The 25,941-nt window shown below is 63.8% G+C and carries 28 protein-coding genes; 26 read left to right on the top strand and 2 right to left on the bottom strand.

The features are described 5' to 3' along the window. The first annotated feature begins 22 nt into the window (after positions 1 to 22). The 4 genes from gap to G9408_RS04835 all read left to right on the top strand — a co-directional run bounded on the left by gap (position 23) and on the right by G9408_RS04835 (position 3,874). Entirely contained in the window at positions 23 to 1,030 is a 1,008-nt protein-coding gene (gap, locus tag G9408_RS04850) for a type I glyceraldehyde-3-phosphate dehydrogenase (protein WP_168452915.1), read from the top strand. Between the two features lie 17 nt (positions 1,031 to 1,047). Next, positions 1,048 to 2,244, top strand: coding sequence for a phosphoglycerate kinase (locus G9408_RS04845; RefSeq protein WP_168452914.1), 1,197 nt, complete (start codon positions 1,048 to 1,050; stop codon positions 2,242 to 2,244). A 78-nt stretch (positions 2,245 to 2,322) separates the two neighbouring features. Then, positions 2,323 to 3,213: a fructose bisphosphate aldolase gene (locus G9408_RS04840; RefSeq protein WP_168452913.1), complete on the top strand. Its 891-nt coding sequence runs from the start codon at positions 2,323 to 2,325 to the stop codon at positions 3,211 to 3,213. Positions 3,214 to 3,217: 4 nt separating this feature from the next. Continuing rightward, complete coding sequence (locus tag G9408_RS04835) at positions 3,218 to 3,874, top strand: O-methyltransferase (protein ID WP_168452912.1); 657 nt, start codon at positions 3,218 to 3,220, stop codon at positions 3,872 to 3,874. A 115-nt stretch (positions 3,875 to 3,989) separates the two neighbouring features. Here G9408_RS04835 and G9408_RS04830 read toward each other — a convergent pair whose 3' ends face one another. Further along, a complete protein-coding gene (locus G9408_RS04830; protein WP_235957470.1) occupies positions 3,990 to 4,391 on the bottom strand; it encodes a hypothetical protein in 402 nt (133 codons plus the stop codon). 35 nt (positions 4,392 to 4,426) lie between these two features. Between G9408_RS04830 and thiE the strand changes: the two genes are divergently transcribed. The 4 genes from thiE (at position 4,427) to G9408_RS04810 (ending at position 8,982) form a co-directional block, all read left to right on the top strand. Next, entirely contained in the window at positions 4,427 to 5,074 is a 648-nt protein-coding gene (gene thiE / locus G9408_RS04825; RefSeq protein WP_168452911.1) for a thiamine phosphate synthase, read from the top strand. A 298-nt stretch (positions 5,075 to 5,372) separates the two neighbouring features. Then, complete coding sequence (locus tag G9408_RS04820) at positions 5,373 to 7,331, top strand: OPT family oligopeptide transporter (protein ID WP_168452910.1); 1,959 nt, start codon at positions 5,373 to 5,375, stop codon at positions 7,329 to 7,331. A 107-nt stretch (positions 7,332 to 7,438) separates the two neighbouring features. Further along, positions 7,439 to 8,002, top strand: a complete 564-nt coding sequence (gene efp, locus G9408_RS04815; protein ID WP_168452909.1) for an elongation factor P — start codon at positions 7,439 to 7,441, stop codon at positions 8,000 to 8,002. 161 nt (positions 8,003 to 8,163) lie between these two features. Next, complete coding sequence (locus tag G9408_RS04810; RefSeq protein WP_168452908.1) at positions 8,164 to 8,982, top strand: inositol monophosphatase family protein; 819 nt, start codon at positions 8,164 to 8,166, stop codon at positions 8,980 to 8,982. 98 nt (positions 8,983 to 9,080) lie between these two features. Here G9408_RS04810 and G9408_RS04805 read toward each other — a convergent pair whose 3' ends face one another. Next, the gene (locus G9408_RS04805) at positions 9,081 to 9,563 is read right to left on the bottom strand and encodes a YbjN domain-containing protein (RefSeq protein ID WP_168452907.1); all 483 of its coding nucleotides are present in this window, start codon (positions 9,561 to 9,563) and stop codon (positions 9,081 to 9,083) included. Between the two features lie 228 nt (positions 9,564 to 9,791). Between G9408_RS04805 and G9408_RS04800 the strand changes: the two genes are divergently transcribed. From G9408_RS04800 to G9408_RS04715, 18 genes are all read left to right on the top strand, one after another. Beyond that, a complete protein-coding gene (locus G9408_RS04800; RefSeq protein WP_120216133.1) occupies positions 9,792 to 10,166 on the top strand; it encodes an NADH-quinone oxidoreductase subunit A in 375 nt (124 codons plus the stop codon). Beyond that, positions 10,163 to 10,717 (top strand): NuoB/complex I 20 kDa subunit family protein, encoded by a 555-nt coding sequence (locus tag G9408_RS04795; RefSeq protein ID WP_120216134.1) that lies wholly within the window; start codon positions 10,163 to 10,165, stop codon positions 10,715 to 10,717. Before G9408_RS04800 ends, G9408_RS04795 begins: the two co-directional genes overlap by 4 nt. Continuing rightward, positions 10,717 to 11,637: an NADH-quinone oxidoreductase subunit C gene (locus tag G9408_RS04790; RefSeq protein WP_168452906.1), complete on the top strand. Its 921-nt coding sequence runs from the start codon at positions 10,717 to 10,719 to the stop codon at positions 11,635 to 11,637. Before G9408_RS04795 ends, G9408_RS04790 begins: the two co-directional genes overlap by 1 nt. 35 nt (positions 11,638 to 11,672) lie before the next feature. Next, positions 11,673 to 12,890: an NADH-quinone oxidoreductase subunit D gene (locus G9408_RS04785; protein ID WP_210423257.1), complete on the top strand. Its 1,218-nt coding sequence runs from the start codon at positions 11,673 to 11,675 to the stop codon at positions 12,888 to 12,890. Then, positions 12,890 to 13,069, top strand: a complete 180-nt coding sequence (locus G9408_RS04780; RefSeq protein WP_168452904.1) for a hypothetical protein — start codon at positions 12,890 to 12,892, stop codon at positions 13,067 to 13,069. Before G9408_RS04785 ends, G9408_RS04780 begins: the two co-directional genes overlap by 1 nt. Beyond that, positions 13,062 to 13,730: a complex I 24 kDa subunit family protein gene (locus G9408_RS04775; RefSeq protein ID WP_168452903.1), complete on the top strand. Its 669-nt coding sequence runs from the start codon at positions 13,062 to 13,064 to the stop codon at positions 13,728 to 13,730. Before G9408_RS04780 ends, G9408_RS04775 begins: the two co-directional genes overlap by 8 nt. A gap of 3 nt (positions 13,731 to 13,733) precedes the next feature. Next, a complete protein-coding gene (gene nuoF / locus G9408_RS04770) occupies positions 13,734 to 15,023 on the top strand; it encodes an NADH-quinone oxidoreductase subunit NuoF (protein WP_168452902.1) in 1,290 nt (429 codons plus the stop codon). Then, positions 15,023 to 17,035, top strand: coding sequence for an NADH-quinone oxidoreductase subunit NuoG (gene nuoG, locus G9408_RS04765; RefSeq protein ID WP_168452901.1), 2,013 nt, complete (start codon positions 15,023 to 15,025; stop codon positions 17,033 to 17,035). The genes nuoF and nuoG overlap by 1 nt, the downstream gene beginning before the upstream one ends. Beyond that, complete coding sequence (locus tag G9408_RS04760) at positions 17,032 to 17,172, top strand: hypothetical protein (RefSeq protein WP_168452900.1); 141 nt, start codon at positions 17,032 to 17,034, stop codon at positions 17,170 to 17,172. Before nuoG ends, G9408_RS04760 begins: the two co-directional genes overlap by 4 nt. After that, positions 17,169 to 18,221: an NADH-quinone oxidoreductase subunit NuoH gene (gene nuoH / locus G9408_RS04755; protein WP_168452899.1), complete on the top strand. Its 1,053-nt coding sequence runs from the start codon at positions 17,169 to 17,171 to the stop codon at positions 18,219 to 18,221. The genes G9408_RS04760 and nuoH overlap by 4 nt, the downstream gene beginning before the upstream one ends. After that, on the top strand, positions 18,218 to 18,595 hold the full coding sequence (locus G9408_RS04750; protein WP_168452898.1) for a hypothetical protein: 378 nt from the start codon (positions 18,218 to 18,220) through the stop codon (positions 18,593 to 18,595). The genes nuoH and G9408_RS04750 overlap by 4 nt, the downstream gene beginning before the upstream one ends. Continuing rightward, positions 18,592 to 19,080 (top strand): NADH-quinone oxidoreductase subunit NuoI, encoded by a 489-nt coding sequence (gene nuoI, locus G9408_RS04745; RefSeq protein WP_077029565.1) that lies wholly within the window; start codon positions 18,592 to 18,594, stop codon positions 19,078 to 19,080. Before G9408_RS04750 ends, nuoI begins: the two co-directional genes overlap by 4 nt. Positions 19,081 to 19,092: 12 nt before the next feature. Continuing rightward, positions 19,093 to 19,704 carry an NADH-quinone oxidoreductase subunit J gene (locus G9408_RS04740; RefSeq protein ID WP_168452897.1) on the top strand — a complete coding sequence of 204 codons (612 nt, stop codon included), beginning with the start codon at positions 19,093 to 19,095 and terminating at the stop codon, positions 19,702 to 19,704. 160 nt (positions 19,705 to 19,864) lie between these two features. After that, entirely contained in the window at positions 19,865 to 20,170 is a 306-nt protein-coding gene (nuoK, locus tag G9408_RS04735; RefSeq protein WP_168452896.1) for an NADH-quinone oxidoreductase subunit NuoK, read from the top strand. Between the two features lie 4 nt (positions 20,171 to 20,174). Further along, positions 20,175 to 22,235 (top strand): NADH-quinone oxidoreductase subunit L, encoded by a 2,061-nt coding sequence (nuoL, locus tag G9408_RS04730; RefSeq protein WP_168452895.1) that lies wholly within the window; start codon positions 20,175 to 20,177, stop codon positions 22,233 to 22,235. Further along, positions 22,232 to 23,785, top strand: a complete 1,554-nt coding sequence (locus tag G9408_RS04725) for an NADH-quinone oxidoreductase subunit M (RefSeq protein ID WP_137869808.1) — start codon at positions 22,232 to 22,234, stop codon at positions 23,783 to 23,785. Before nuoL ends, G9408_RS04725 begins: the two co-directional genes overlap by 4 nt. Then, positions 23,782 to 25,215, top strand: a complete 1,434-nt coding sequence (gene nuoN / locus G9408_RS04720) for an NADH-quinone oxidoreductase subunit NuoN (protein WP_168452894.1) — start codon at positions 23,782 to 23,784, stop codon at positions 25,213 to 25,215. Before G9408_RS04725 ends, nuoN begins: the two co-directional genes overlap by 4 nt. After that, entirely contained in the window at positions 25,137 to 25,940 is an 804-nt protein-coding gene (locus G9408_RS04715; protein ID WP_168452893.1) for a biotin--[acetyl-CoA-carboxylase] ligase, read from the top strand. The genes nuoN and G9408_RS04715 overlap by 79 nt, the downstream gene beginning before the upstream one ends. Position 25,941 lies beyond the last annotated feature (1 nt).

Below are 25,941 nucleotides of genomic sequence, written 5' to 3'. Positions count from 1 at the left end.
TCGCAGAAAGGACATCATCGACATGGCAGTGAAAGTTGCAATCAACGGTTTCGGGCGCATCGGCCGCAATGTGGCGCGCGCCATCCTCGAACGGACCGACCACGACCTCGAACTCGTGTCGATCAACGATCTGGCCGACGCCAAGGCGAACGCCCGACTGTTCCAGCGCGATTCGGTCCATGGGCCGTTCAATGGCACGGTCGAAGTCGACGGCAACGACCTGATCGTCAACGGCAAGCGCATCCAGGTGACCGCCGAGCGCGACCCCGCCAAATTGCCCCATGCCGCCAACGGCATCGACATTGCGCTCGAATGCACGGGCTTCTTTACCGACCGCAAGGGCGGGCAGGCGCATCTCGACGCCGGTGCCAAGCGCGTCCTGATCTCGGCCCCCGCCAAGGAAGTCGACCTGACCGTCGTTTACGGCGTGAACCACGACAAGATCGGCGCCGAGCATGTGATCGTCTCGAACGCGTCGTGCACCACCAACTGCCTCGCGCCGATGGCCAAGGTGCTGCATGAGAAGATCGGCATCGAGCGCGGCCTGATGACCACGATCCATGCTTATACCAACGACCAGAAGATCCTCGACCAGATCCACTCCGATCCGCGCCGCGCCCGCGCCGCCGCGATGTCGATGATCCCGACCAGCACGGGCGCGGCGGTTGCCGTCGGCCTCGTCCTGCCTGAGCTCAAGGGCAAGCTCGACGGCTCGTCGATCCGCGTTCCCACCCCGAATGTCTCGGTCGTCGACCTGACCTTCACCCCCAGCCGCGACACGACCGCAGAAGAGGTCAACAAGCTGCTGAAGGAAGCCGCCGAAGGCGAGCTCAAGGGCGTGCTCGGCTTCACCGACGAGCCGCTGGTCTCGATCGACTTCAACCACGATGCGCACAGCTCGACGATCGACAGCCTCGAAACCGCGGTGATCGACGGCAAGCTGGTGCGTGTGCTCAGCTGGTATGACAATGAATGGGGCTTCTCGAACCGCATGATCGACACCGCAGGTGTGATCGCCAAGTTCCTCTAAGCCAAAGGAAAGCAGCGATGACCGCGTTCAAGACCCTCGACGACATCGGCGACGTCACCGGCAAGAAGATACTGGTGCGCGTCGACCTCAATGTCCCGATGATCGACGGTGCGGTCGGCGACAAGACGCGGATCGAAGCGGCGATGCCGACGATCCGCGAATTGTCCGACAAGGGCGCGATCGTCCTGCTTCTGGCGCATTTCGGACGGCCGAAGGGCGCGAAAAACCCGACGCAATCCTTGAGCCTCGTCATGGGCGGGGTCGAGGATGTGCTCGGCCATTCGGTGATGTTCATCCCCGAAGCCGTGGGCGAGGGCGCGAAGGCGGGCGTCGCGGTGCTCGCCGCCGGCGATGTCGCGGTGCTGGAAAACACCCGCTTTTACCCCGGCGAGGAAAAGAACGACCCAGCGTTCGCCGACGCGCTCGCCGAGGTCGGCGACCTTTATGTCAACGATGCCTTTTCGGCGGCGCACCGCGCGCATGGTTCGACTGAAGGCATTGCGCGCCGGCTACCTGCTTATGCGGGACGCGCGATGGAAGCCGAGTTGAAGGCGCTCGACGCCGCGCTCGGCAATCCAGTGCATCCGGTGGCTGCGGTTGTCGGCGGCGCCAAGGTGTCGTCGAAGATCGACGTGCTGCGCAATCTGGTCGGGCAGGTCGATCATCTGATCATCGGCGGCGGCATGGCAAACACCTTCCTCGCCGCGCGCGGGGTCGATGTCGGCAAGTCGCTGTGCGAGCATGACCTGGTCGAGACCGCCAATGCGATCTTCGATGCCGCGGACGCCGCGGGCTGCACCATTCACCTGCCTTACGACGTCGTGGTGGCGAAGGAATTCGCGCCCAATCCCCCGACACGGACGGTCAATGTGCATGAGGTGGCTGCCGACGAGATGATCCTCGACGTCGGCCCTGCGGCGACCGAAGCGCTGGCCGATGTGCTCAAGAACTGCCGCACTTTGGTGTGGAACGGCCCGCTCGGCGCGTTCGAGACGCCGCCGTTCGACACCGCCACCGTCGCGCTCGCGAAAACCACAGCGGCGCTGACGCGCGAAGGCTCGCTGATCTCGGTTGCCGGCGGCGGCGATACCGTCGCAGCGCTCAACCACGCCGGGGCGGGCAAGGACTTTACCTTTGTTTCGACCGCTGGCGGCGCCTTCCTCGAGTGGATGGAAGGCAAGCCGCTGCCGGGCGTCGACGCGCTCAAAGCCTGATTTTTCGGCGCATTTGCATCCCGGTGTCGGGATCGCTATGCGCGCCGCACCATACGTATGCAAACCCACGGAGACGTTATGACCACCGCCAATGCCGCCATGCTGGAGCAGATCAAATCGGGACAGGGCTTTATCGCCGCGCTCGACCAGAGCGGCGGCTCGACGCCCAAGGCGCTCAAGGGTTATGGCATCGAAGCAGACGCTTTCTCGAACGACGAGGAAATGTTCGCGCTGATCCACGACATGCGCAGCCGAATCGTTACGGCGCCCTGCTTCAACGGCGACAAGGTGATCGGTGCGATCCTGTTCGAGCGCACGATGGATGGTGACGCGGGCGGCAAGCCGGTTCCGGCGCTGCTGTGGGAACGCGGCGTGGTGCCGTTCCTGAAGATCGACAAGGGGCTCGAGGACGAAGCCGATGGCGTCCAGCTGATGAAGGCGAACCCCGGGCTTGACGATCTGTGCAAGCGTGCGGTCGCCAAGGGTGTGTTCGGCACCAAGATGCGCAGTGTGATTAACCTCGCCAACGAGGCGGGCGTCAAGGCGATCGTCGAGCAGCAGTTCGCCGAAGCGGCGCGCATCGCAGCGCACGGCCTCGTCCCGATCATCGAACCCGAAGTGAACATCAAGAGCGCCGAGCGCGACGCCGCCGATCGGCTGCTGCTCAACGAAACGCTCGCCGCGCTCGACGCCTGGACCGGCGCGCCGGTCATGCTGAAACTGTCGTTGCCGACCGAAGCGGGGCTGTTCCAGCCGCTCGTCGATCATCCCAAGGTGCTGCGCGTCGTTGCGCTGTCGGGCGGCTTCGCCCGCCCCGAAGCCTGCGTCGAGCTTGCAAAGAACCCGGGGATTATCGCGAGCTTCAGCCGGGCCTTGCTGGAAGACCTTCGCCACCAGATGAGTGACGACGAGTTCAACAGCTCGCTCGGCGGCGCGATCAACGAAATTCACGCGGCCTCCGTGGCCTGAAGTGATGGGAGAGAGGTGGCAAGCCGTCGATGATTATATCGCCGGCAAATTGCTCGGCGCCGACGACGCGCTTGCCGCCACTCTCGCCAACAATGCCGCGAACGGGTTGCCGCCGATCGACGTGTCGGCCGCCCAGGGCAAGATGCTGTTCTTGCTGGCACAAACCGCGGGTGCCAAAAACATTCTCGAGATCGGAACGCTCGGTGGTTATTCGACAATCTGGCTGGCGCGCGCGCTGTCCGAGGGCGGCCGCTTGGTGACGCTGGAGCTCGAGGCACATCATGCCGATGTCGCCCGGGCCAATCTGGAACGCGCCGGCGTCGGCGGGCTGGTGGACATTCGGGTGGGGCGGGCAAGCGACACCCTCGCCGCGATGACCGGCGAAACGGCGTTCGACTTCGTGTTCATCGATGCCGACAAGCAGAACAATGTGCATTATGTGCGCGAGGCAATCAGGCTCGGGCGCGCCGGAACGACGATCGTCGTCGACAATGTCGTGCGCGAAGGCGGGGTGCTGGACGGTGACAGCGACGACGAACGGATCGTCGGAACACGCGCGCTGTTCGACATGCTGAGCGCCGAACCGCGACTTGATGCGACGGCGGTGCAGACTGTCGGCGCGAAAAAGTGGGATGGGTTTGTGCTGGCGCGCGTTCGCTGAGCGGACGTTTCATGTTCCGTCATCCCGGCGAAGGCCGGGATCTCACCGTGGCAATTTAAAGCAGCGTTGAGATCCCGGCCTTCGCCGGGATGACGAGACTAAAGTGTGGCATTTGTCAGAGCCCACCCGCGAAACGGAACGCAAAGCGGTAATCCTCCGGCTTCAGCTCGACGTTCGTCATCCTGTCGGGGCGCACCGATTCCAGCGTGATGCTCCCGTCGGCAAGCGGCGTCGCTTCGCCCAGCGTTACTTCGAACGGCTCCTGTTCGCCGTTGCCGCGAATCCACAGCATCTGCACCCGCACGCGCCCGGCCCAGATGCAGCGGGCGTTCATCGGGCAGCGGCTGTCCTCCAGCACCGCGACCGGCTGAACGATCGGCCCGTCGGCATAGGCGCGCTCGCCGAGCGCGACGTCGCTGGCATCGGCGAGCGGCGCCGGATCGCGCGTCGTGGCGCATGCCGACAGCGCGAAGGCGGCGGCCAGAAGGAGAGGGGTAAGGCGAGGGCGGTTCTGCATTTGCGGGTTCATGAGCGCATCGCTATGAACCCGCCATGACCCAAGTGACCCGCATTCCTTGCCAGCTCTACCTCATCTCGCCGCTTGATGTCGGCGGCGATTTTCCGGGCCAACTTGTGGCCGCGCTCGATGCCGGGCCCGTTGCCGCGTTCCAGTTTCGGGTGAAGGGACTCGATCAGCACGAAGCGGCACGCTTGGCCGAGCCCTTGCAGGCGATCTGTGCGGCGCGCGACGTGGCGTTTATCGTCAACGACGATGTCGCGCTGGCCAAGCGATTGGGCGCCGATGGTGTGCATCTGGGGCAGGGCGACGGCGATCCCAAAGCGGCGCGGCGCGAACTGGGGCCCAGCGCCCAGATCGGGATCACCTGTCACGCCAGCCGCCATCTCGCAATGGAAGCGGGCGAGGCCGGGGCGGATTATGTTGCCTTTGGGGCGTTTTTCCCGACCACCACCAAGACCGTCGAACATCACGCCGATCCGGCCATCCTGGAATGGTGGCAAAGCATGTTCGAATTGCCCTGCGTCGCGATCGGCGGGATCACCGTCCAAAATGCGCGCGAGCTGGTCGATGCCGGAGCCGACTTCCTCGCGGTATCGGGCGGGGTATGGGCGCACCCCGATGGTCCGGCGGCGGCAGTGCAGGCGTTTACCGCGCTGCTGATAGATCAGCCGGCAGGATAATCACGTCCCGGCTTCTTCGACATTTCGGCGGATGGGCCGGGCGGAACGCCATCCTTGCGCCAGCCAAACAGGCCGGCGCAAGGCGCTGGGCGGTGCGGTGGTACGGCACCGCTGCCGCGTGGTCGGGGCGTGACGTGGGAAAGATCGCTATTCATCATGCCGCCGATATGCCGCGAAGCAATGCCTCCATATTGGATCGATACGTCAAATCGGCTTCGGTTCATCGCTTTTCGGCTAGCCCAAATTTGGACTTGCGCAAGGCGGGGCGGGCCGCGAGACAGCGGGCGGGGAGAATGACATGACCGACAGCACCACGGCGAGCACACGCGGGCGCGAACTGACGATCCGCGCGATTATTCTTGGCGGCGTGCTGACGCTGATGTTCACCGCCGCGAACGTCTATCTGGGGCTGAAGGTTGGGCTGACCTTTGCAACCTCGATCCCCGCCGCGGTGATTTCGATGGCGCTGCTGCGTTATATGGCGGGGTCGACAATTCTCGAGAATAATATCGTCCAGACGATCGCCAGCGCGGCGGGGACGCTGGCGGCGATCATCTTCGTCCTGCCGGGGCTGGTGATGGTCGGGTACTGGCAGGGCTTCCCCTTGCTCGAAACCACCGCGATCACGATGCTCGGCGGCATTTTGGGCGTGCTGTTCTCGGTTCCGCTGCGCCGCGCGCTCGTCGTCGATTCGGACCTGCCTTATCCCGAGGGCCGCGCCGCCGCCGAAGTGCTGCAGGTCGGCGCCGCCAGCGCGGAAGGCGCGGCGGAGAACAAGGCGGGCTTGTCGGCACTCCTGTGGAATTCGATTGTCGCTGCGGGTTTCACGCTGCTGACCCAGATGAAACTCGCCGGCGCAGAAGTTGCGCGCTGGTTCGCGGTCGGCAGCGGCGCCACCGGGATTGCGGGCGGGCTCGCCTTTGCGCTGTTCGGCGTCGGTCATCTTGTCGGCCTGTCGGTCGGCATGGCGCAGCTGGTCGGGCTAGTTACCGGCTGGTGGGTGCTGCTGCCGATTCTGACCCAAGGTGGGGTGGGCGACGCAGAAACGCTGGCGAACACCGTGTTTCGCGCCGATGTGCGCTTCTTTGGCGCCGGGGTCATCGCGGTTGCCGCGATCTGGACGCTGATCAAGATCGCCAAGCCGGTAGTCGGCGGCATCCGATCGGCAATGGCGGCCAGCCGCGCGCGGCAGGGCGGGCACGCGCTGGCGATCGAGGAACAGGATATGTCGATCGGCTGGGTGTTCGGCGGATCGCTGTTCCTGATGCTCCCGATCAGCATCCTGCTTTGGTCCGAACTGTCGGGAGGACCGCTCGCCGGGGCGTCGTTTGCGCTGATCGCCGGTGCAATCCTGTTCATCATCATCGTCGGGCTGATGATCGCGTCGGTCACGGGTTATATGGCGGGGCTGATCGGCGCGTCGAACTCGCCGGTTTCGGGGATCGGCATCCTTGCAATCATCGCTTCGTCGCTGCTGCTGCTCGGCCTCCTCGGTCGCGGTGGAAGCGAGGCCGAAGTCAATGCGCTGGTCGCTTATGCGCTAATCGTCACCGGGCTGGTGTTCGGGATCGCGACGATCTCCAACGATAATCTTCAGGACCTGAAGACCGGCCAGCTCGTCGGCGCGACGCCGTGGAAACAGCAGGTCGCGCTGATCATCGGCGTGATCTTTGGCTCGCTCATCGTGCCGCCGGTGCTCAATGTCCTCAACGAAACGGTCGGATTTGTCGGCGCCCCCGGCGCGGGCCCGAATGCGCTTGCCGCGCCGCAGGCGGGGCTGATCTCGTCGCTCGCGCAGGGTGTGCTCGGCGGGGACCTCAACTGGACGATGCTGGGTTACGGCGCCCTCGCCGGGGTGGGCTTTATCATCGTCGATGCGCTGCTCGGCCGCGCAGGCAAGCTGAGCTTGCCGCCACTCGCGATCGGCATTGGTATCTATCTGCCGATGGCGGTGATCCTGCCCGTGGTGATCGGCGCGGTCGGTGGCTGGTTTTACGACCGCTGGGCAGCGAAGCGTCCGAACGCGGGCTTCGCGCACCGCATGGGCGTGTTGACTGCAACGGGGATGATCGTCGGCGAAAGCCTGTTTGGTGTCCTTTATGCCGGGATCGTCGCGGGCAGCGGCAGCGATGCGCCGCTTGCGGTCGTCGGTGATGGCTACGCCCCCTATGCGCCGTGGGTCGGGCTGATCCTGTTCGTCGGGCTCGTCTGGCTCAGCTATCGGCGAACGCGCGCGATGGTTGTCGCCACGGCCTGACACGCGGCTTGCCCTTAGCCGCTGGCGCGGCTAAAGGCGCGCACCTGATAGCGGTGCCCGTTGGGCGCGGCTTTGCTCTTTCCATCCTTGTCTAGTGAGTGTGCGCGATGAAGATCACCGGCGTTGAAATCCGTCCCGGCAATATCCTCGAATATGAAGGTGGCATCTGGAAGGTCACCAAGATCCAGCATACCCAGCCGGGCAAGGGCGGCGCCTATATGCAGGTCGAAGCCAAGAATCTGATCGACGGGCGCAAGCTGAACAACCGTTTCCGCAGCGCCGACACGGTCGAAAAGGTCCGCCTCGACACCAAGGATTTCCAGTTCCTCTATGCCGAGGGCGACGACCTGGTGTTCATGGACAAGGATACGTTCGAACAGATCAACATTTCCAAGGACGTCATCGGCGAGGCGCACGAGTTCCTGCAGGACGGCATGGATGTCGTTCTCGAACTTTGGGAAGATCGCCCGATCTCGGTCGAACTGCCCGAAACGATCGAAGCGACGATCGTCGAGGCCGATGCGGTGGTGAAGGGCCAGACGGCGTCGTCGTCGTACAAGCCCGCAATCCTCGACAATGGCGTGCGCGTGATGGTGCCGCCGCACATCACCAGCGGAACGAAGATCGTCGTGCATGTGTACGACCGTGAATATGTTCGCCGCGCCGACTAAATAACGTCGCCCCCGCGACGGCGGGGGCCGCTATCGGCGTAGCGCAAGGTTGCTTGCGGCCGGTGTAGGGTTGGACATGCCCCCCGGCATGTCCAAGGGTTGTCCGGGGGACAACCCGACCCTCTACCCCTTCGCGGGGGCGACGCTTTGGAGATCGAACAATGGCCGTATCCGGCATCATCACCGTCATGGAGCGCGCTGCGCGCAAGGCTGGCACCAAGCTGCGCCGCGACTTTGGCGAGATCGAGCATCTGCAGGTTTCGCAAAAGGGACCTGCCGATTTCGTGTCGAAGGCCGATCAGGCGGCCGAGCGCACCCTCTATGACGAACTCGGCCGCGACCGTCCGGGCTGGGGCTTTGTGCTCGAAGAGGGCGGGGTGATCGAGGGCGAGCCGGGCAAGCCGCGCTTCATCATCGATCCGCTCGACGGCACATCGAACTTCCTCCATGCGATCCCGCATTTCGCGATTTCGATCGCGGTGCAGGAGCCGAAGCCCGGCGGCGGCTGGGGCGACATCACCTCGTGCCTGATCTATCAGCCGGTCACTGACGAAAGCTATTGGGCCGAACGCGGTCGCGGCGCGTGGCTGCACGACCGCCGCCTGCGCGTGGCGTCGCGCCGCCACCTCAACGAATGCCTGATCGCGACCGGCATCCCCTATATGGGTCATGGCGATTTCGCGCAGTGGAGCCGCATTTTCGGCGCCGTCGCTCCTGAAGTCGCGGGCATCCGCCGCTTTGGCGCCGCCAGCCTCGACCTCGCATGGGTCGCCGCAGGGCGTTACGACGGCTTCTGGGAAAGCGACCTCAAGGTCTGGGACGTCGCGGCGGGCATGCTGCTCGTCCGCGAAGCCGGCGGCTTCGTCAGCGATTTCCGCGGCGGCGACCGCGCGATCGAGCGCAGCGAATTCATCGCGGGCAGCGCCGCGGTGCATTCGAAGTTGCAGAAACTGGTCGCTGGCGCGCTGCGCAACGCGTGAACCTATCCGTCATCCCGGCGCAGGCCGGGATCTCGCCGTTGCGTCATAGGGCGAGGGTGAGATCCCGGCCTTCGCCGGGATGACGTATTTGGCTTACATCATTTCTCGAACACATACTCGCGGAACGAATCCATCAGCGTCGCCCAGGTGTTGAACGTCTCGCCGACATTTTCGCGCGGGATGCCCGCGAAATCCAGGTCGACGTCCATTTCCAGCACCGGATCGCCCTCGTCGTCCTTGTACGCGCGGGCGAAGCGTTTGTCCTTGTTCCACTTGTTCAGCTTTTCCAGCGTCACGTCCTTCGCGTCGCTGAACCCCATATAATATTGCAGCGTCTTGCATTTCTTGCCCTCGTCGCAGTTCATGAACAGGACGAGGAATTTGAGGCCGTTGCGGTTGCTTTCGATATAGGGGTCGTCACCCGGCTTGGCGACGATCGTCGCGGGCCAGCCCTGCGACTCGACGATCGCCTCGATCGTCGCCGGATCGGTCGCGTTGACCAGTTCGGCGTGCGCGGGCGTCGCGGCAAGCAGGGCGGATGCGCCCAAGGCAAGCGCGGTGCGCGTGGCAAATGATCTCATGAAACTCCTCCCTGCATGAACCGCCGTCGAAATCGCCCCGAAAGCGCTCAATTAACCCCAATTCGTGCGGCGTATCACAGCGATAGGCGCTGCCGCCAGCGGCGTTTGTGCTTTTGGTCACTCGGGGCATGAAAATCATGCCCGCGGCGCTTGCGACGGGCGGCAGGCTGGCCTAAAGCGCCCGCATAACGGGTGGCAAACACCTCTAAAACAAGACTGCGAGCTCCCATGGTCGATCTGACGCAATATTTGCCGATCCTGATATTCCTGGTCATTGCGGTCGGGCTGTCGTCGGCGTTCGTGTTCCTGCCGATGGGCGTGGCGCGGCTGACCGGGGCGCACAAGCCCGAGCCGGCAAAGCTGACCGAATATGAATGCGGCTTTCCCGCGTTCGAGGATGCGCGCAGCCAGTTCGATGTCCGCTTCTATCTCGTCGCGATTCTGTTCATCATTTTCGACCTCGAAGCGGCCTTCCTCTTTCCCTGGGCGGTCAGCCTGGAGGAGATCGGCTGGGCCGGTTGGGCCACGATGATGATCTTCCTCGCCGAACTCACGCTCGGCCTTGTGTACGCGTGGAAAAAAGGCGCGTTGGATTGGGAATGAGCACGTCCAGCATCATCATGCCCGGCCAGATGCCGGTGGCTCCCGGCACGAATCCGGACCAAAGCTTTTTCGACGATCTCAACAGCGAGGTCGGCGACAAGGGTTTCCTCGTCACCTCGACCGAGGATCTGTTCAACTGGGCGCGCACCGGTTCGCTGTGGTGGATGACCTTTGGCCTAGCGTGCTGCGCGGTCGAGATGATCCACGTCAACATGCCGCGTTATGACATGGAGCGTTTCGGCGTCGCGCCGCGCGCGTCCCCGCGCCAGTCGGACGTGATGATCGTCGCCGGCACGCTCTGCAACAAGATGGCACCCGCGCTCCGCCGCGTGTACGACCAGATGTCGAACCCGAAATATGTGATTTCGATGGGCAGCTGTGCCAATGGCGGCGGCTATTATCATTACAGCTACTCGGTGGTGCGCGGCTGCGACCGTATCGTGCCCGTGGACATCTACGTCCCCGGCTGCCCGCCGACCGCCGAAGCCTTGCTCTACGGCGTGATGCAGTTGCAGCGGAAAATCCGCCGCACCGGGACGATCGAACGGTGATGGCCCATCCTGCTCCCCTCGTCGCGCCGCAGCCCACGCTTGCGGCAGCACTCAAGGCGTTGCTTGGCACCGATCTGCTGACGCATGATTTCGCTGCCGACGAAGACAGCATCACCGTCGATCGCGCCGCGGTCGCCGGGGTGATGATCGCGCTGCGCGACAATCTCGAATATCAGCAGCTCATGGAGATTGCCGGGGTCGATTACCCCGACCGCGCCGAGCGGTTCGAAGTCGTCTATCACCTGCTCAGCGTGACGAAGAACCACCGCCTGCGCGTGCGCGTGTCGACCGACGAGGCGACGCCGGTGCCGACGATCGTACCCGTGTGGCCGAACGCCGGCTGGCTCGAGCGCGAAGTGTTCGACATGTATGGCGTGCTGTTCGCGGGCAATCCCGACCTTCGCCGCATCCTGACCGACTATGGGTTCCAGGGGCATCCGCAGCGCAAGGACTTCCCGCTGACCGGCTACACCGAGCTGCGCTACAGCGAAGAGGACAAGCGCGTCGTTTATGAGCCGGTGAAGCTGGCGCAGGATTTCCGCAACTTCGACTTCCTTAGCCCATGGGAAGGCGCCGACTATGTGCTGCCCGGCGATGAAAAGGCTGGCGGGACCGGCGAGGCGCCCGGTAAGGGCGCGCCGACGCCGATGACGTCGAAGGAGGTCAAGGCCGCCGACGACAAGGCGAAGGCGCCGCCGCCACCGACCCCGAAGACCACCGACAGCCCGGCGCAGACGGGCGCGGGTGCCAAGGTCAACAAGGCCGCGGCAAAGACGAGCCGCGACGGCGCGAAGGCGACGACGAGCGCCAAGGCAAAGACTCCGGCAACGAAGAAAGCCGAGGATCCCGCCAAGACCAAGGCCAAGGCGCCGACCAAACCGCGCGCGCCGCGCAAGCCCAAAACGGGAGGTGACGCATGACCGACGTTCCTCAGGTCAAGCACCACGGCAGCGACATGTTCGCAGGCTATCCGGTCGACACCGCGAACACCGCGGGCGATCAGGCGGTTACCAATTACACGATCAACTTCGGCCCGCAGCACCCCGCGGCGCACGGCGTGCTGCGCATGGTGATGGAGCTTGACGGCGAGATCATCGAGCGCGTCGATCCGCACGTCGGGCTGCTCCATCGCGGCACCGAGAAGCTGATCGAATATAAGACCTATCTGCAGGCTTTGCCCTATTTCGACCGGCTCGACTATTGTTCGCCGCTCGGCATGGAGCACAGCTATGTGCTGGCGATCGAGAAGCTGCTCGATCTCGAGGTGCCCGAGCGTGCGCAATATCTGCGCGTGCTGTTCGCCGAGCTGACGCGCATCTGCAATCATATGCTCAATATCGGGTCGCACGTCATGGACGTTGGCGCGATGACCCCGAACCTGTGGGTGTTCGAGCTGCGCGAGGATTGCCTCAACTTCTTCGAGCGCGCCTCGGGCGCGCGGATGCACAGCGCCTATTTCCGTCCCGGCGGCGTCCACCAGGATGTTCCCGAGCGGCTGCTCTATGACATCGGCGAATGGTGTGAAAAGCGGCTGCCGAAGCTGTTCGGCGACGCGATGAGCCTCGTCATCGACAACCGCATTTTCAAACAGCGCAACGTCGACATCGCGACGGTGAGCAAGGAAGACGCGCTCGCATGGGGTTTCTCCGGCCCGATGATCCGCGGCAGCGGCATTGCATGGGACCTGCGTAAGTCGCAGCCCTATGACGCCTACGCCAAGATGGATTTCGACATTCCCGTCGGCACGCGCGGCGACTGCTACGACCGCTTCATGGTCCGTGTGCAGGAAGTCCATCAGTCAGCGCGCATCATCCTGCAGTGCCTGCGCGAGATGCCCACCGGCCCGATCGCCAGCCTCGACCGCAAGGTCGTCCCGCCGAAGCGCGGCGAGATGAAGCAGTCGATGGAATCGCTGATCCACCACTTCAAGCTCTATACCGAGGGTTTCCACGTCCCCGCGGGCGAAGTCTATGTGGCGACCGAAAGCCCGAAGGGCGAATTCGGCGTCTATCTGGTAAGCGACGGCACCAACAAGCCGTATCGCTGCAAGATCCGCCCGACGGCGTTTTCGCACCTTCAGGCGATGGATTTCATGTGCAAGGGCCACATGCTCGCGGACACCACCGCGATCATCGGCGCGATCGACGTCGTGTTCGGGGAGTGCGACCGGTAATGTTGCGCGAACTCGCCATTCTTGTCCTGGTGTTTGCAGGCTTTGCGTCTGCGGTCGCGGCTTATCTTGCCGCGTTCCATGGCGAGGTAACGATAAAGGAAGTCGTCTCGACCGCATTTGCCGCAACGCTCGGCATGTATGTCGGACGATATATTGAACGAGGTCTGGCCCGTGGCTGACGCACCCCAAATCCCTGACGAAGCCGAAGTCCGCGCGCGCTGGGGCGCTTTTGCGTGGACCAAGGAAAATGCCGAGAAGGCGAAGGCCGTCATCGCGCGGTACCCCGCGGGGCGCCAGCGCTCGGCGGTCATGCCGTTGCTCGACCTTGCGCAGCGTCAGGTTGGCGCCGAGACGCAGACGCAGGGCTGGCTGCCCGTGCCGGTGATCGAATATGTCGCGGCCGAGCTCGATATGCCCTTCATCCGCGCCTATGAGGTCGCGACCTTCTACACGATGTATAATCTCGTCCCCGTCGGCCGCTATCATGTGCAGGTGTGCGGTACGACGCCGTGCCTGCTGCGCGGGTCGGACGATGTCATGGCGGCGTGCAAGAACCGCGGCATGGTGAAGGGCAAGACGACGCCCGACGGCCTGTTCACGCTGACCGAGGTCGAGTGCATGGGCACGTGCACCAATGCGCCGATGGTCCAGATCAACGACGATAACTACGAAGATCTCGATTTCGACAGCATGGCGCGCATCCTTGACGATCTCGCCGCGGGCAAGTCACCCAAGGCAGGCACCCAGAACCCGAAGCGCCACACGAGCGAGCCCGAAGGCGGCCCGACGACGCTGAAGGATATGGTCAAGGCCAACCACGACTACCGGAAGGAGTGGTAAGCCATGCTCGCCGATAAGGATCGCATTTTTACCAATCTCTACGGATTCCAGCCGTGGAACCTCAAATCTGCGCAGATGCGCGGCGACTGGGACAAGACCAAGGATCTGATGAAGCGCGGCCAGGACGCGATCATCGAGGAGATCAAGGCGTCGGGCCTGCGCGGCCGCGGCGGCGCGGGCTTCCCGACCGGGCTCAAGTGGAGCTTCATGCCGAAGGAGCCGCGCGCCGACCGCCCGAGCTTCCTCGTCATCAACGCCGACGAATCCGAGCCGGGTAGCTGCAAGGATCGCGAGATCATCCGCCACGATCCGCACAAGCTGATCGAAGGCGCGCTGATCGCGGGCTTCGCGATGCGCGCACGCGCCGCCTACATCTATATCCGCGGCGAGTTCATCCGCGAGGCCGAAACGCTCTTCGCCGCGGTGCAGGAGGCGTATGACGCCGGGCTGCTCGGCAAGAATGCCGCGAAGTCGGGCTATGATTTCGATGTCTTCGTCCATCGCGGCGCCGGCGCGTACATCTGCGGGGAAGAAACCGCGATGATCGAAAGCCTCGAGGGCAAAAAGGGCCAGCCGCGCCTGAAACCGCCGTTCCCGGCGGGCGCGGGCCTTTATGGCTGCCCGACAACGGTCAACAATGTCGAAAGCATCGCGGTCGTCCCGACGATCCTGCGCCGCGGCGCATCATGGTTCTCGTCCTTCGGGCGCGAGAACAACAAGGGCACCAAGCTTTTCCAGATCAGCGGCCATGTGAACACGCCGTGCGTCGTCGAGGAAGAGATGGGCATCACTTTCCGCGAACTGATCGACAAGCATTGCGGCGGCATTCGCGGCGGCTGGGACAATCTCCTCGCGGTCATCCCCGGCGGCTCGTCGGTCCCGCTCGTCCCCGCGGCTGAAATCATGGACTGCCCGATGGATTTTGACGGGCTGAAGGCTGTCGGTTCGGGCCTCGGCACCGCCGCCGCGATCGTGATGGACAAGTCGACCGACGTCGTTCAGGCGATCAGCCGCATCAGTTACTTCTACAAGCATGAAAGCTGCGGCCAGTGCACGCCGTGCCGCGAAGGCACCGGCTGGATGTGGCGCGTGATGGAACGGCTACGCACCGGCGACGCCGACATCAGCGAGATCGATACGCTGTACGACGTGACCAAGCAGGTCGAAGGCCACACCATCTGCGCGCTCGGCGATGCCGCGGCGTGGCCGATCCAGGGCCTGATCAAGCATTTCCGCCCCGAAATCGAACGCCGCATCCGCGAGAATGGCGGCGCGCTGGAGGCAGCTGAATAATGCCTAAAGTTACCGTAGATGGCGTAGAACTCGACGTCCCGCAGGGCGCGACCGTGCTGCAGGCGTGCGAGCTGGCGGGGAAGGAAATTCCGCGTTTCTGTTACCATGAACGCCTGAGCATTGCCGGCAATTGCCGCATGTGCCTCGTCGAAGTGTCGCCGGGGCCGCCGAAGCCGCAGGCGTCGTGCGCGTTGCCGACCGCCGAGGGGCAGGTGATCAAGACCGATAGCCCGATGGTGAAGAAGGCGCGCGAAGGGGTGATGGAGTTCCTGCTCATCAACCACCCGCTCGACTGCCCGATCTGCGACCAGGGCGGCGAATGCGACCTGCAGGACCAGTCGGTCGCCTATGGCCGCGGCGCGACGCGCTATGACGAGAATAAGCGCGCGGTCACCGAGAAATATATGGGTCCGATCGTCAAGACGGTGATGACCCGCTGCATCCAGTGCACGCGCTGCGTCCGCTTTGCGGAGGAAGTCGCGGGCGTCGAGGACATCGGCGCGATCTATCGCGGCGAGAATATGCAGATCACGTCGTATCTCGAGCGCGCGGTCGCGAGCGAGCTGTCGGGTAATGTCGTCGACCTGTGTCCGGTCGGCGCGCTGACCAGCAAGCCCTATGCGTTCGAAGCGCGTCCGTGGGAGCTTGCCAAGACGCTCGGCATCGACATGATGGACGCGGTCGGCACCAATGTGCGGATCGACGCGCGCGGGCGCCAGGTGCTGCGCGTGCTGCCGCGCGTCAACGACGATGTGAACGAGGAATGGGCAAGCGACAAGACGCGCCACCATGTCGACGGCCTGACGCGCCGCCGCCTCGACCGTCCCTATGTGCGCAAGGATGGTCAGCTGGTCGAAGCGAGCTGGGCCGAAGCGTTCGACGCGATCAAGGTGGCGAAGGCTGGCAAGTCGGTCGCGGCAATCGCGGGCGATCTTGTCGATTGCGAGACGATGTTTGCCGCAAAGGCGCTGGTGAACGCGCTCGGTTCCGACCTGCTCGAAGGGCGCCAAACCGGCCTCGACTATGACGTTTCCAGCCTGTCGGCGGTCAATTTCAACACCGGCATCGCCGCTGCTGAGAATGCCGATGTCATCCTGCTCGTCGGCACCAACCTCCGCTGGGAAGCGCCGCTGATCAACACGCGCATCCGCAAGGCGGTGTGGAAAAAGGGCGCGAAAGTCTTTGCGATCGGGCCCGAGAAGGACCAGACGTACAAGGTCAGCTGGCTGGGCGACGATGCCTCGCTGGTCGGCAAGCTGCCCGCGGCGGCGCTTGATGCGCTGAAGGGCGCCGAGCGCCCGCTCATCATCCTTGGCGGCGGCGGCCTCGCGGTGCCCGGCGTGCATGGCGCGGCCATCGCGCTCGCCAAGTCGGTCAATGCCGTGAAAGACGGCTGGAACGGCTTCAGCGTCGTCCATATGGCTGCGAGCCGCATGGGCGGGCTGATGCTCGGCTATGCGCAGCCCGGCGGGATCAAGGATGTGGTTGCGGCCAAGCCGAAACTCGCTTTCTTCCTCGGCGCCGACGAGGTTGATTTCACCGGCTTTGCCAAGACGTTGAAGGTTTATGTGGGCCATCATGGCGACAAGGGCGCGCATGCGGCCGACGTCATCCTGCCTGCCGCGGCGTGGACCGAAAAGGATTTCACCACGGTCAACACCGAAGGCCGCGTCCAGCGCAGCGAGAAGGCGGTGTTCGCGCCCGGCGACGCGCGCGAGGATTGGAGCATTTTTCGTGCGCTTGCCGACGCGCTTGGCGTCAACGTCGGCTTCGACAGCTTCGACCAGTGCCGCGCCGCGATGATCGCGGCGGTTCCGGCGCTCGGGCAGGAAGGCCTCGCCGATTATGGCTGGTCGGCTCCCAAGCTGCCCGCCAAGCCCGAGGCTCGCGCGATCCCGTCGCCGATCAAGGATTTCTACCTCACCAACGCCATCTGCCGCGCGTCGCCGACGATGCAGCGCTGCTCAGAAGAGCTGGTGCATGGCGTGGATTTTGCGGAGGCCGCGGAATGACCCCGGTGCATGCCATCGCGTCGATGCTGTTCGTCAGCTTGGGCTATGCCGTCTGGCGCGGCTTTAATCCCAAGGGCAAGTCGGACAAGCCCGGCCCGCATAACGGCTGGCGCAACCAGGATGGGGCAGGGAAATGACCGAGACCTTCATCTCTTGGGGCATGGACCCGAACTGGGCGTGGGGCGTCGCGACGATTTGCGGCATCCTGCTCATCGCGCTGCCGCTGATGCTCGCGGTCGCGATGATCATCTATGCCGACCGCAAGATCTGGGCAGCGATTGCACTGCGCCGCGGCCCTAACGTCGTCGGTCCCTTCGGCCTGCTTCAGTCGTTCGCCGACGGTCTGAAAGTGTTCCTGCAGGAAACGATCATCCCCACGTCCGCCAACCGCGGCCTGTTCCTGATCGCGCCGATCATCACCTTCACCGTGGCTTTGCTCGCGTGGGCGGTGATCCCGTTCAATTCGGGCGCGGTGCTCGCCGACATCAACGTCGGATTGCTCTACATCCTCGCGATCTCGTCGCTCGGGGTGTACGGCGTGATCCTGTCGGGCTGGGCGTCGAACTCTAAATATCCCTTCTTCTCGGCGATGCGCGCCTCGGCGCAGATGATCTCCTATGAAGTCTCGATCGGCTTCATCCTGATCGGCATCGTGCTCTACGCCGACAGCTTCAACATGAACGAAATCGTCAAGGCGCAGATCGGTCACGGCTTCGGGCTGGTCAACGCCTTCGGCTTCAACCTGCTGCTCTTCCCGCTCGCGGTGATGTTCCTGATCTCGTCGCTCGCCGAAACCGCGCGCGCGCCGTTCGACCTCACCGAGGCCGAGAGCGAGCTCGTCGCGGGTTACCAGACCGAATATTCGTCGATGAGCTTCGCGCTCTTCTGGCTCGGCGAATATGCCAACGTCCTCCTGATGTGCACGCTCAACGCGGTGCTCTTCTGGGGCGGCTGGCTGCCACCGCTCAATATCGACCTTATCCCCTGGTTCGACATTCCGGGTGTGATCTGGCTGTTCGCGAAGATCCTCTTCTTTTTCTTCGTGTTCAGCTGGGTGAAGGCGACCGTGCCGCGCTACCGCTACGACCAGCTGATGCGGCTGGGCTGGAAGGTCTTCCTGCCGATCTCGCTGATCTGGATCTTCCTGATCTCGGGCTGGCTGATGCTGACGAGGTATGCAGCGTGAGTATAGCGGCCGCTTCTTTTCTTGCCGTCGTGCTGAATTGCACCGGAACCGTGTCGTCGGCGCCGCTGTGGTCCGAGTCCGCGAGTGAGTTCCAGTTGATCGTGGAACCTGGCGACTTCTTTGGCGTCAAAGGGCCATTCGAGAACGCCTTCGACGATCGCAAGGTGTCGGGATCCGCAGACGGAAGCCGCACGCTCACTGCCAAGCTGCCAGATTCTCCCGGGGCGACCTTCTCGGGGCGCCTCGGTAGCCTTTACGAAGAGAGTCCGTTCGTCTGGCAGGTCGTTGAAATTACATCCAAGGATGGTCGCGGTACGCTTCAAATCGACGGCAAGGCGACCTGCAAGTCAGACAATCAAGTGAGCGCGCAATGAGCAGTATCGCCCATCTCGTCAAAAGCTTCACCTTGTGGGAGTTTGTGAAGGCGCACGCCCTCACGCTGAAATACTTCTTCAAGCCCAAGGCGACGATCAACTATCCGTTCGAGAAGAACCCGCTGTCGCCGCGCTTCCGCGGCGAGCATGCGCTGCGCCGTTATCCGAACGGCGAGGAACGCTGCATCGCGTGCAAGCTGTGCGAAGCGGTGTGCCCGGCGCAGGCGATCACGATCGAGGCCGAACCGCGCGACGACGGCTCGCGCCGCACGACGCGCTACGACATCGACATGACCAAGTGCATCTATTGCGGCTTCTGTCAGGAAGCGTGCCCGGTCGATGCGATCGTCGAGGGGCCGAACTTCGAATTCGCGACCGAAACGCGCGAGGAACTGCTTTATGACAAGGCCAAGCTGCTCGCCAACGGCGACAAATGGGAACGCGCGATTGCGGCGAATCTTGCCGCTGACGCGCCCTATCGATAAGGGCGCGCGCACATGATCCAGCTTATCGCCTTTTACCTGTTCGCGACCATCGTCATCGCCTCTGCGGCGATGGTGATTTTCGCGCGCAACCCCGTCCACAGCGTCATGTGGCTGATCCTCGCTTTCTTCAACGCGGCGGGGCTGATGTTGCTCGCGGGTGCCGAATTCATCGCGATGCTGCTTGTCATCGTTTATGTCGGCGCGGTCGCGGTGCTGTTCCTGTTCGTCGTGATGATGCTCGACATCGATTTCGCCGAATTGCGTGCCGGTTTCGTGCGCTATCTGCCGCTGGGCGCGCTGGTGGCGATCATCCTGGCGGCCGAGCTCGTCTTTGCGGTCGGCGCATGGAGCGCGGGCGGGGTTGACCTCGCGGCGCGCGCCGCGCCGGTGGTGACCGACAAGAGCAATATCCAGCAGATCGGCGAGCTGCTCTACACGAAATATATCTTCCTGTTCGAGGCGGCAGGCATCGTCCTGCTGGTTGCGATGATCGGCGCGATCGTGCTGACGCACCGCCAGCGTGGTGGGGTGCGTACCCAGAATATTTCGGCGCAGAACCGGCGCCGCCCCGAGGACGCAACGCGCCTCGTCGATCCGGGCGTCGGGCAGGGGATGGAATTGTGATTTTGGTCTTTCAGATCCTCCCCGCTTGCGGGGAGGGGGACCGCCGCGAAGCGGTGGTGGAGGGGGGCTGCGGCCTCAAGCAATGGCGGCGGGCCTCGACAACCCCCTCCGTCAGCCGCTTCGCGGCTGCCACCTCCCCACAAGTGGGGAGGATCGGATAATGATCTCCGTCGGCCATTATCTCGCCGTTTCGGCGGTGCTCTTCACGCTCGGCGTGCTCGGCATCTTCATCAACCGCAAGAATATCATCGTCATCCTGATGGCGATCGAGCTCATCCTGCTCGGGGTGAACATCAATCTCGTCGCGTTCAGCGCGGCGCTGAATGATCTTGTCGGGCAAGTTTTCTCGATGTTCGTGCTGACCGTCGCTGCGGGTGAAGCCGCGATTGGTCTCGCCATTCTCGTTATCTACTTCCGCGGCCGCGGCACCATTGCCGTCGACGATGCCAACCGGATGAAGGGGTGAACCGGTGATCCAGGCGATCGTATTCCTGCCGCTGCTCGCGGCACTTATCGCAGGCCTCGGCCAGCGCATCATCGGCACCACCGCGTCGAAAATCCTGACGACGGGCGCGCTGTTCACGAGCTGCGCCCTCAGCTGGCCGATCTTCCTGTCGTTCGTGATGGGTACTGGCGAGGCCGAAGTCGTCACCGTGCTGCACTGGGTCAGCTCGGGCGCGCTCCAGTTCAACTGGGAATTGCGCGTCGATACGCTGACCGCAGTGATGCTCGTCGTGATCACGACGGTATCGGCGCTCGTCCACCTTTATAGCTGGGGCTATATGGAGGAAGACCCGGACCAGCCGCGCTTCTTCGCCTATCTGTCGCTCTTCACCTTTGCGATGCTGATGCTGGTGACCGCGAACAACCTCGTCCAGATGTTCTTCGGCTGGGAAGGCGTCGGCCTCGCGTCGTACCTGCTCATCGGTTTCTGGTACAAGAAACCGAGCGCCAATGCCGCCGCGATCAAGGCGTTCGTTGTCAACCGCGTCGGCGACCTTGGCTTCATGCTCGGTATCTTCGGCACCTTCCTCGTCTTCGGTACCGTCTCGATTCCCGAGATCCTTGCCGCCGCCCCGGGCATGGCGGGTTCGACGATCACCTTCATGGGGATGCGCCTCGACACGATGACGATCCTCTGCCTGCTCTTGTTCATCGGCGCGATGGGCAAGTCGGCGCAGCTTGGCCTGCACACCTGGCTGCCCGACGCGATGGAAGGCCCAACCCCGGTGTCGGCGCTGATCCACGCCGCGACGATGGTCACCGCGGGCGTGTTCATGGTGTGCCGCCTGTCGCCGATGTTCGAAACGAGCGAAGTCGCGCTTGGCGTCGTGACCTTTGTCGGCGCAGCGACCTGCCTTTTCGCCGCGACCGTCGGCACGACGCAGTGGGACATCAAGCGCGTCATCGCCTATTCGACCTGTTCGCAGCTTGGCTATATGTTCTTCGCCGCGGGCGTCGGCGCCTATGGCGCGGCGATGTTCCACCTGTTCACGCACGCCTTTTTCAAGGCGCTGCTGTTCCTCGGTGCGGGCTCGGTGATCCACGCGATGCACCACGAACAGGACATGCGCTATTATGGCGGCCTGCGGAAACACATCCCGATCACCTTCTGGGCGATGATGATGGGGACGCTGGCGATTACCGGCGTCGGCATCGCGGGCGTTGCTGGTTTCGCGGGCTTCCATTCGAAGGACGGCATCCTCGAAGCGGCCTTTGCCGCGGGCGGCGGCGGCGTAATCGCCTTCTGGGTCGGCATCTTCGCCGCGCTGCTGACAAGCTTCTATTCGTGGCGCCTCGTCTTCCTAACCTTCTATGGCAAGCCGCGCTGGGAACAGAGCGAGCATATCCAGCACGCGGTGCACGACGACCATGGTCATGGCCATGACGACCATGCGCATGCCGCGCAGGGCGATCATCATCACGATGCGCACCATAGCGCTTCGGGCGATGGCACTGCGGGCTACCACCCGCACGAAAGCCCTGTATCGATGATCATCCCGCTGGTGCTGCTGTCGATCGGTGCGGTGTTTGCGGGCTATGCATTCAAATATCAGTTCATCTACCCCGAACAGGGGCTGGCCTTCTGGAACGGCAGCATGCTCGCCTATGATGCTGAGCTGATGCACCATTCGCATCAGGTGGACACTTGGGTGAAGTGGACGCCGTTCACGGTGATGGCGATCGGCCTGTTCCTCGCGTGGAACAGCTATATCCGCAACACCACGCTGCCCGCGCGCTTCGTGGCGCAGTTCAAGCTGCTCCACCAGTTCCTGTACAATAAATGGTATTTCGACGAGCTCTACAACGTCCTCTTCGTGAAGCCCGCCTTCTGGATCGGCCGCTTCTTCTGGAAGAAGGGTGACGAAGGCACCATCGACCGCTTTGGTCCCGATGGCGCCGCGGCGCTCGTCGCTGGGGGGACCCGTCTCGCGGTCCGGCTGCAATCGGGTTATGTTTATGGATATGCGTTTGTGATGCTGCTCGGTCTTGTCGGCCTCGCCAGCTGGGCCATGGTGAATTTCCTGTGAGCGGCTTTCCCATCCTTTCGCTGATGCTGGCGGTTCCGCTGGTCGGTGCCATCGCCTGCCTGTTCGTTGGCGACAAGATGTCGCGCTTCGTCGCACTCGGCGCGACGCTCGCGACCTTCGTCCTCGGCTGCATCCTCTGGGCGAACTTCGACATCGGCGGCGCGCAGTGGCAGTTCACCGAACGCGCCGATCTGTTCGGGCGTTTCCAGTGGGCGCTCGGCATCGACGGCATGGCGCTGATGCTGATCATGCTCAGCGTTTTCCTGATGCCGCTCTGCATCCTCGCCAGCTGGGACGCGATCAAGAGCCGTGTCGGGCTCTACATGGCGATGTTCCTGATCATGGAAGTCGTCATGATCGGCGTCTTCATGGCGCAGGATCTGCTGCTCTTTTACATCTTCTTCGAGGCCGGCCTCATCCCGATGTATTTCATCATCGGCATCTGGGGCGGCGCGAACCGCAAATATGCGGCGTTCAAATTCTTCCTCTACACGCTGCTCGGGTCGGTGCTGATGCTGATCGCGATGATCGTCATGATCGCCGAAGCGGGCACGACCGACATTCCGACGCTGCTGAATTACGACTTCCCGGCGGGGATGCAGACGTGGCTGTGGCTTGCGTTCTTCGCCAGCCTTGCGGTCAAGATGCCGATGTGGCCCGTCCACACCTGGCTTCCCGACGCGCATGTGCAGGCGCCGACCGCGGGTTCGATGATCCTCGCGGGTGTGCTGCTGAAGCTCGGCGCCTACGGCTTCCTCCGCTTCATGATGCCGATGTTCCCCGACGCCTCCGCGCAGCTGATGTGGCTGGTCTTTGGCCTGTCGATGGTGGCGGTAGTATATACCAGCCTCGTCGCGCTGGTCCAAAGCGACATGAAGAAGCTGATCGCCTATTCGTCGGTCGCGCACATGGCGATCGTCACCGCGGGCCTGTTCGCGTTCAACCAGCAGGGCATCGAAGGCGCGCTGATCATCATGCTCAGCCACGGCGTGGTGTCGGCCGCGCTCTTCTTCTGCGTCGGCGTGATCTATGACCGGCTCCACACGCGCGAGATCGACCGCTACGGCGGGCTCGCGGTGAACATGCCGGCCTACGCGTTGTTCTTCATGCTGTTCACCATGGCGTCGATCGGCCTGCCGGGGACCAGCGGCTTCGTCGGCGAATTCCTGAGCCTGCTCGGCATCTATGAAGCGTCGAGCGTCGTCGCCTTCGTATGCACCACCGGCATCATCCTGGGCGCCGCATACATGCTTTATCTCTACCGCCGCGTCGTGTTCGGCGAACTTACCAAGGACGATGTGAAGGCGATGCCCGACCTAAACGCGCGCGAATGGACGATCATGGTGCCGCTGGCCGCCGTGGCGCTGTGGATGGGCGTCTATCCCGAAAGCTTCCTCGCGCCGATGCGCGGCGACGTCACGACCGTTGTGGCGCGCCTTGCGCCGGCGAAGCCCGCGGGCGACGCGCATCTCGCCGCCGGGAAGCCCAAGCCCGCCGCGGCGCAGGGTGAAACCGCCCACGGCTCCGCGCATGCGGGAGGCGCAAAATGACCGCCGATCTCGCGCTCATCTGGCCCGAACTGATCCTGACGATCGGCGGGCTTATCACGCTGATGCTCGGTACCTTCCTTGGCGATCGCCAGGTCGGTATCTACCAGCTCAGCGCGCTGCTCACGCTCGCCGCCGCTGCGGCCGCCGTCGTCGCATTGTTCGGCGTTGAAACGACCGTTTTTTCGGGCACGCTTTCGGTCGATGGCTTCGGCGGTTTTGCCAAGCTGCTGATTTATGCTGCAAGCTTTGTCTGCATTCTGATCGCGCCGCGCTTTTTCAGCGGTGGCATGCGCGCCGAATATCCGACGCTGATCGTCTTTGCGGCGCTCGGCATGGGCATCATGGCCTCCGCACGCGACCTGATGACGCTCTATGTTGGGCTCGAACTCAACAGCCTCGCGGCCTATGTGCTTGCGAGCTTCATGCGCACCGACGAGCGGTCGAGCGAGGCCGGGCTCAAATATTTCGTCCTCGGCGCGCTGGCGTCGGGCATGCTGCTCTACGGCATTTCGCTGCTCTACGGCTTCACCGGCACCACCGACTTTGCGGGTATCGCAGCGGCGATGGGCGGCCAACTCAACATCGGGTTGATCTTCGGGATCGTGTTCGTGCTTGCGGGCCTTGGTTTCAAGGTCAGCGCGGTACCGTTCCACATGTGGACCCCCGACGTCTATGAAGGCGCGCCGACCCCGGTGACGACCTTCTTCGCGAGCGCGCCCAAAGTGGCGGCGATGGCGCTCATGACGCGCGTCGTGATTGACGCGATGGGTCCCGCGCTCGGTGCGTGGCAACAGATCATCATCTTCCTCGCGCTCGCCTCGATCATCCTCGGCGCGGTCGGTGCGATCGGGCAGAAGAATATCAAGCGCCTGCTTGCTTACTCATCCATCAACAATGTCGGCTTCATGCTGATCGGCCTAGCCGCGGGAACGCAGCAGGGCGTCGAGGGCGTGCTGACCTATCTGCTCGTCTATGTCGTGACCACGCTCGGCGCCTTCCTCGTCGTGCTTCAGCTGCGCGATGCGGACGGCAACCAGATCGAGAGCATCCCCGCGCTTGCCGGGCTGTCGCAGCGCCGCCCGGGCCTCGCCGCCGCGATGGCGGTGTTCATGTTCAGCCTTGCGGGCATCCCGCCGCTCTTCGGCTTCTGGCCGAAATATCTGGTGTTCGAGGCCGCGGTGAACGCGAACCTCGTCCCGCTCGCGGTCGCGGGTATCGTCGCTTCCGTGATCGGCGCCTTCTACTATATCGCGATCATCAAGATGATGTATTTCGACGACAAGTCGGACACCGAGATTCCGGCGGGCGGCGGCGCGATCGTCGAGGATGCGGTCATCACCGCGAGCGCGTTGTGGCTCTCGGTCATCGGTTACCTTTTCATCCCCGTGCTGGCGGTCGTTTCGGCCAGCGCTGCCGCGGTGCTGTTCTGATACCGCCCATCGAGCGAATCGCGCAGACAGGTTCGACCAACGCCGACCTGCTGGCGCGGCTGGCCAGCGGCGAGCATGTCGGTGAGGGGCATTGGCTCGTCGCGGACCGTCAGACCGCCGGGCGCGGCCGCCTCGGGCGGGACTGGAACGACGGGCAGGGCAATTTCATGGGCTCGACCGTCGTCCATCTGACGATCGGCGATCCGTCGGCGGCGACGCTGGCTCTCGTCGCCGGGGTGGCGCTTGCAAAGACCGTAGCCGCGCTGGCGCCGGGCGTCGGTGCGCAGCTTAAATGGCCAAATGACCTGCTCGTCGATGGCGCCAAATGCGCGGGCATATTGATGGAGCGCACGGGCAATTCGGTTGTCATCGGGATTGGCGCCAATCTGGTCGCCGCCCCCGATTTGCCCGACCGCCCGACCGCGACGCTGGCGGGGCAGGGCGCGTCGCTCGACCGCGACCATTTTGCCGGGGCGCTGGGCATCGCGATGATCGACGCGTTGTGGACCTGGCGGCAGGAGGGCGTCGCGAGCATCGTTCGGGCGTGGCTGCCGCTCGCGCATCCGCTCGGCACGCCGCTGCATGTGTCCGAACAGCGCATCGATGGGACCTTTGACGGGCTTGCCGAGGATGGCGCGCTGCGCTTGCGCGTTGCGGGTGGCGGGACCATGCTGGTGCACGCAGGCGACGTCGAACTGCGTCGCCCGGTCGAAGAAGGGAGATAGT

This window comes from Sphingopyxis microcysteis (assembly GCF_012274265.1).
GTDB classification, from domain to species: Bacteria; Pseudomonadota; Alphaproteobacteria; order Sphingomonadales; family Sphingomonadaceae; genus Sphingopyxis; species Sphingopyxis microcysteis.
The sequence above is the reverse complement of the archived record's forward strand: the minus strand, read 5'-3'. Positions and strand labels throughout refer to the sequence as shown.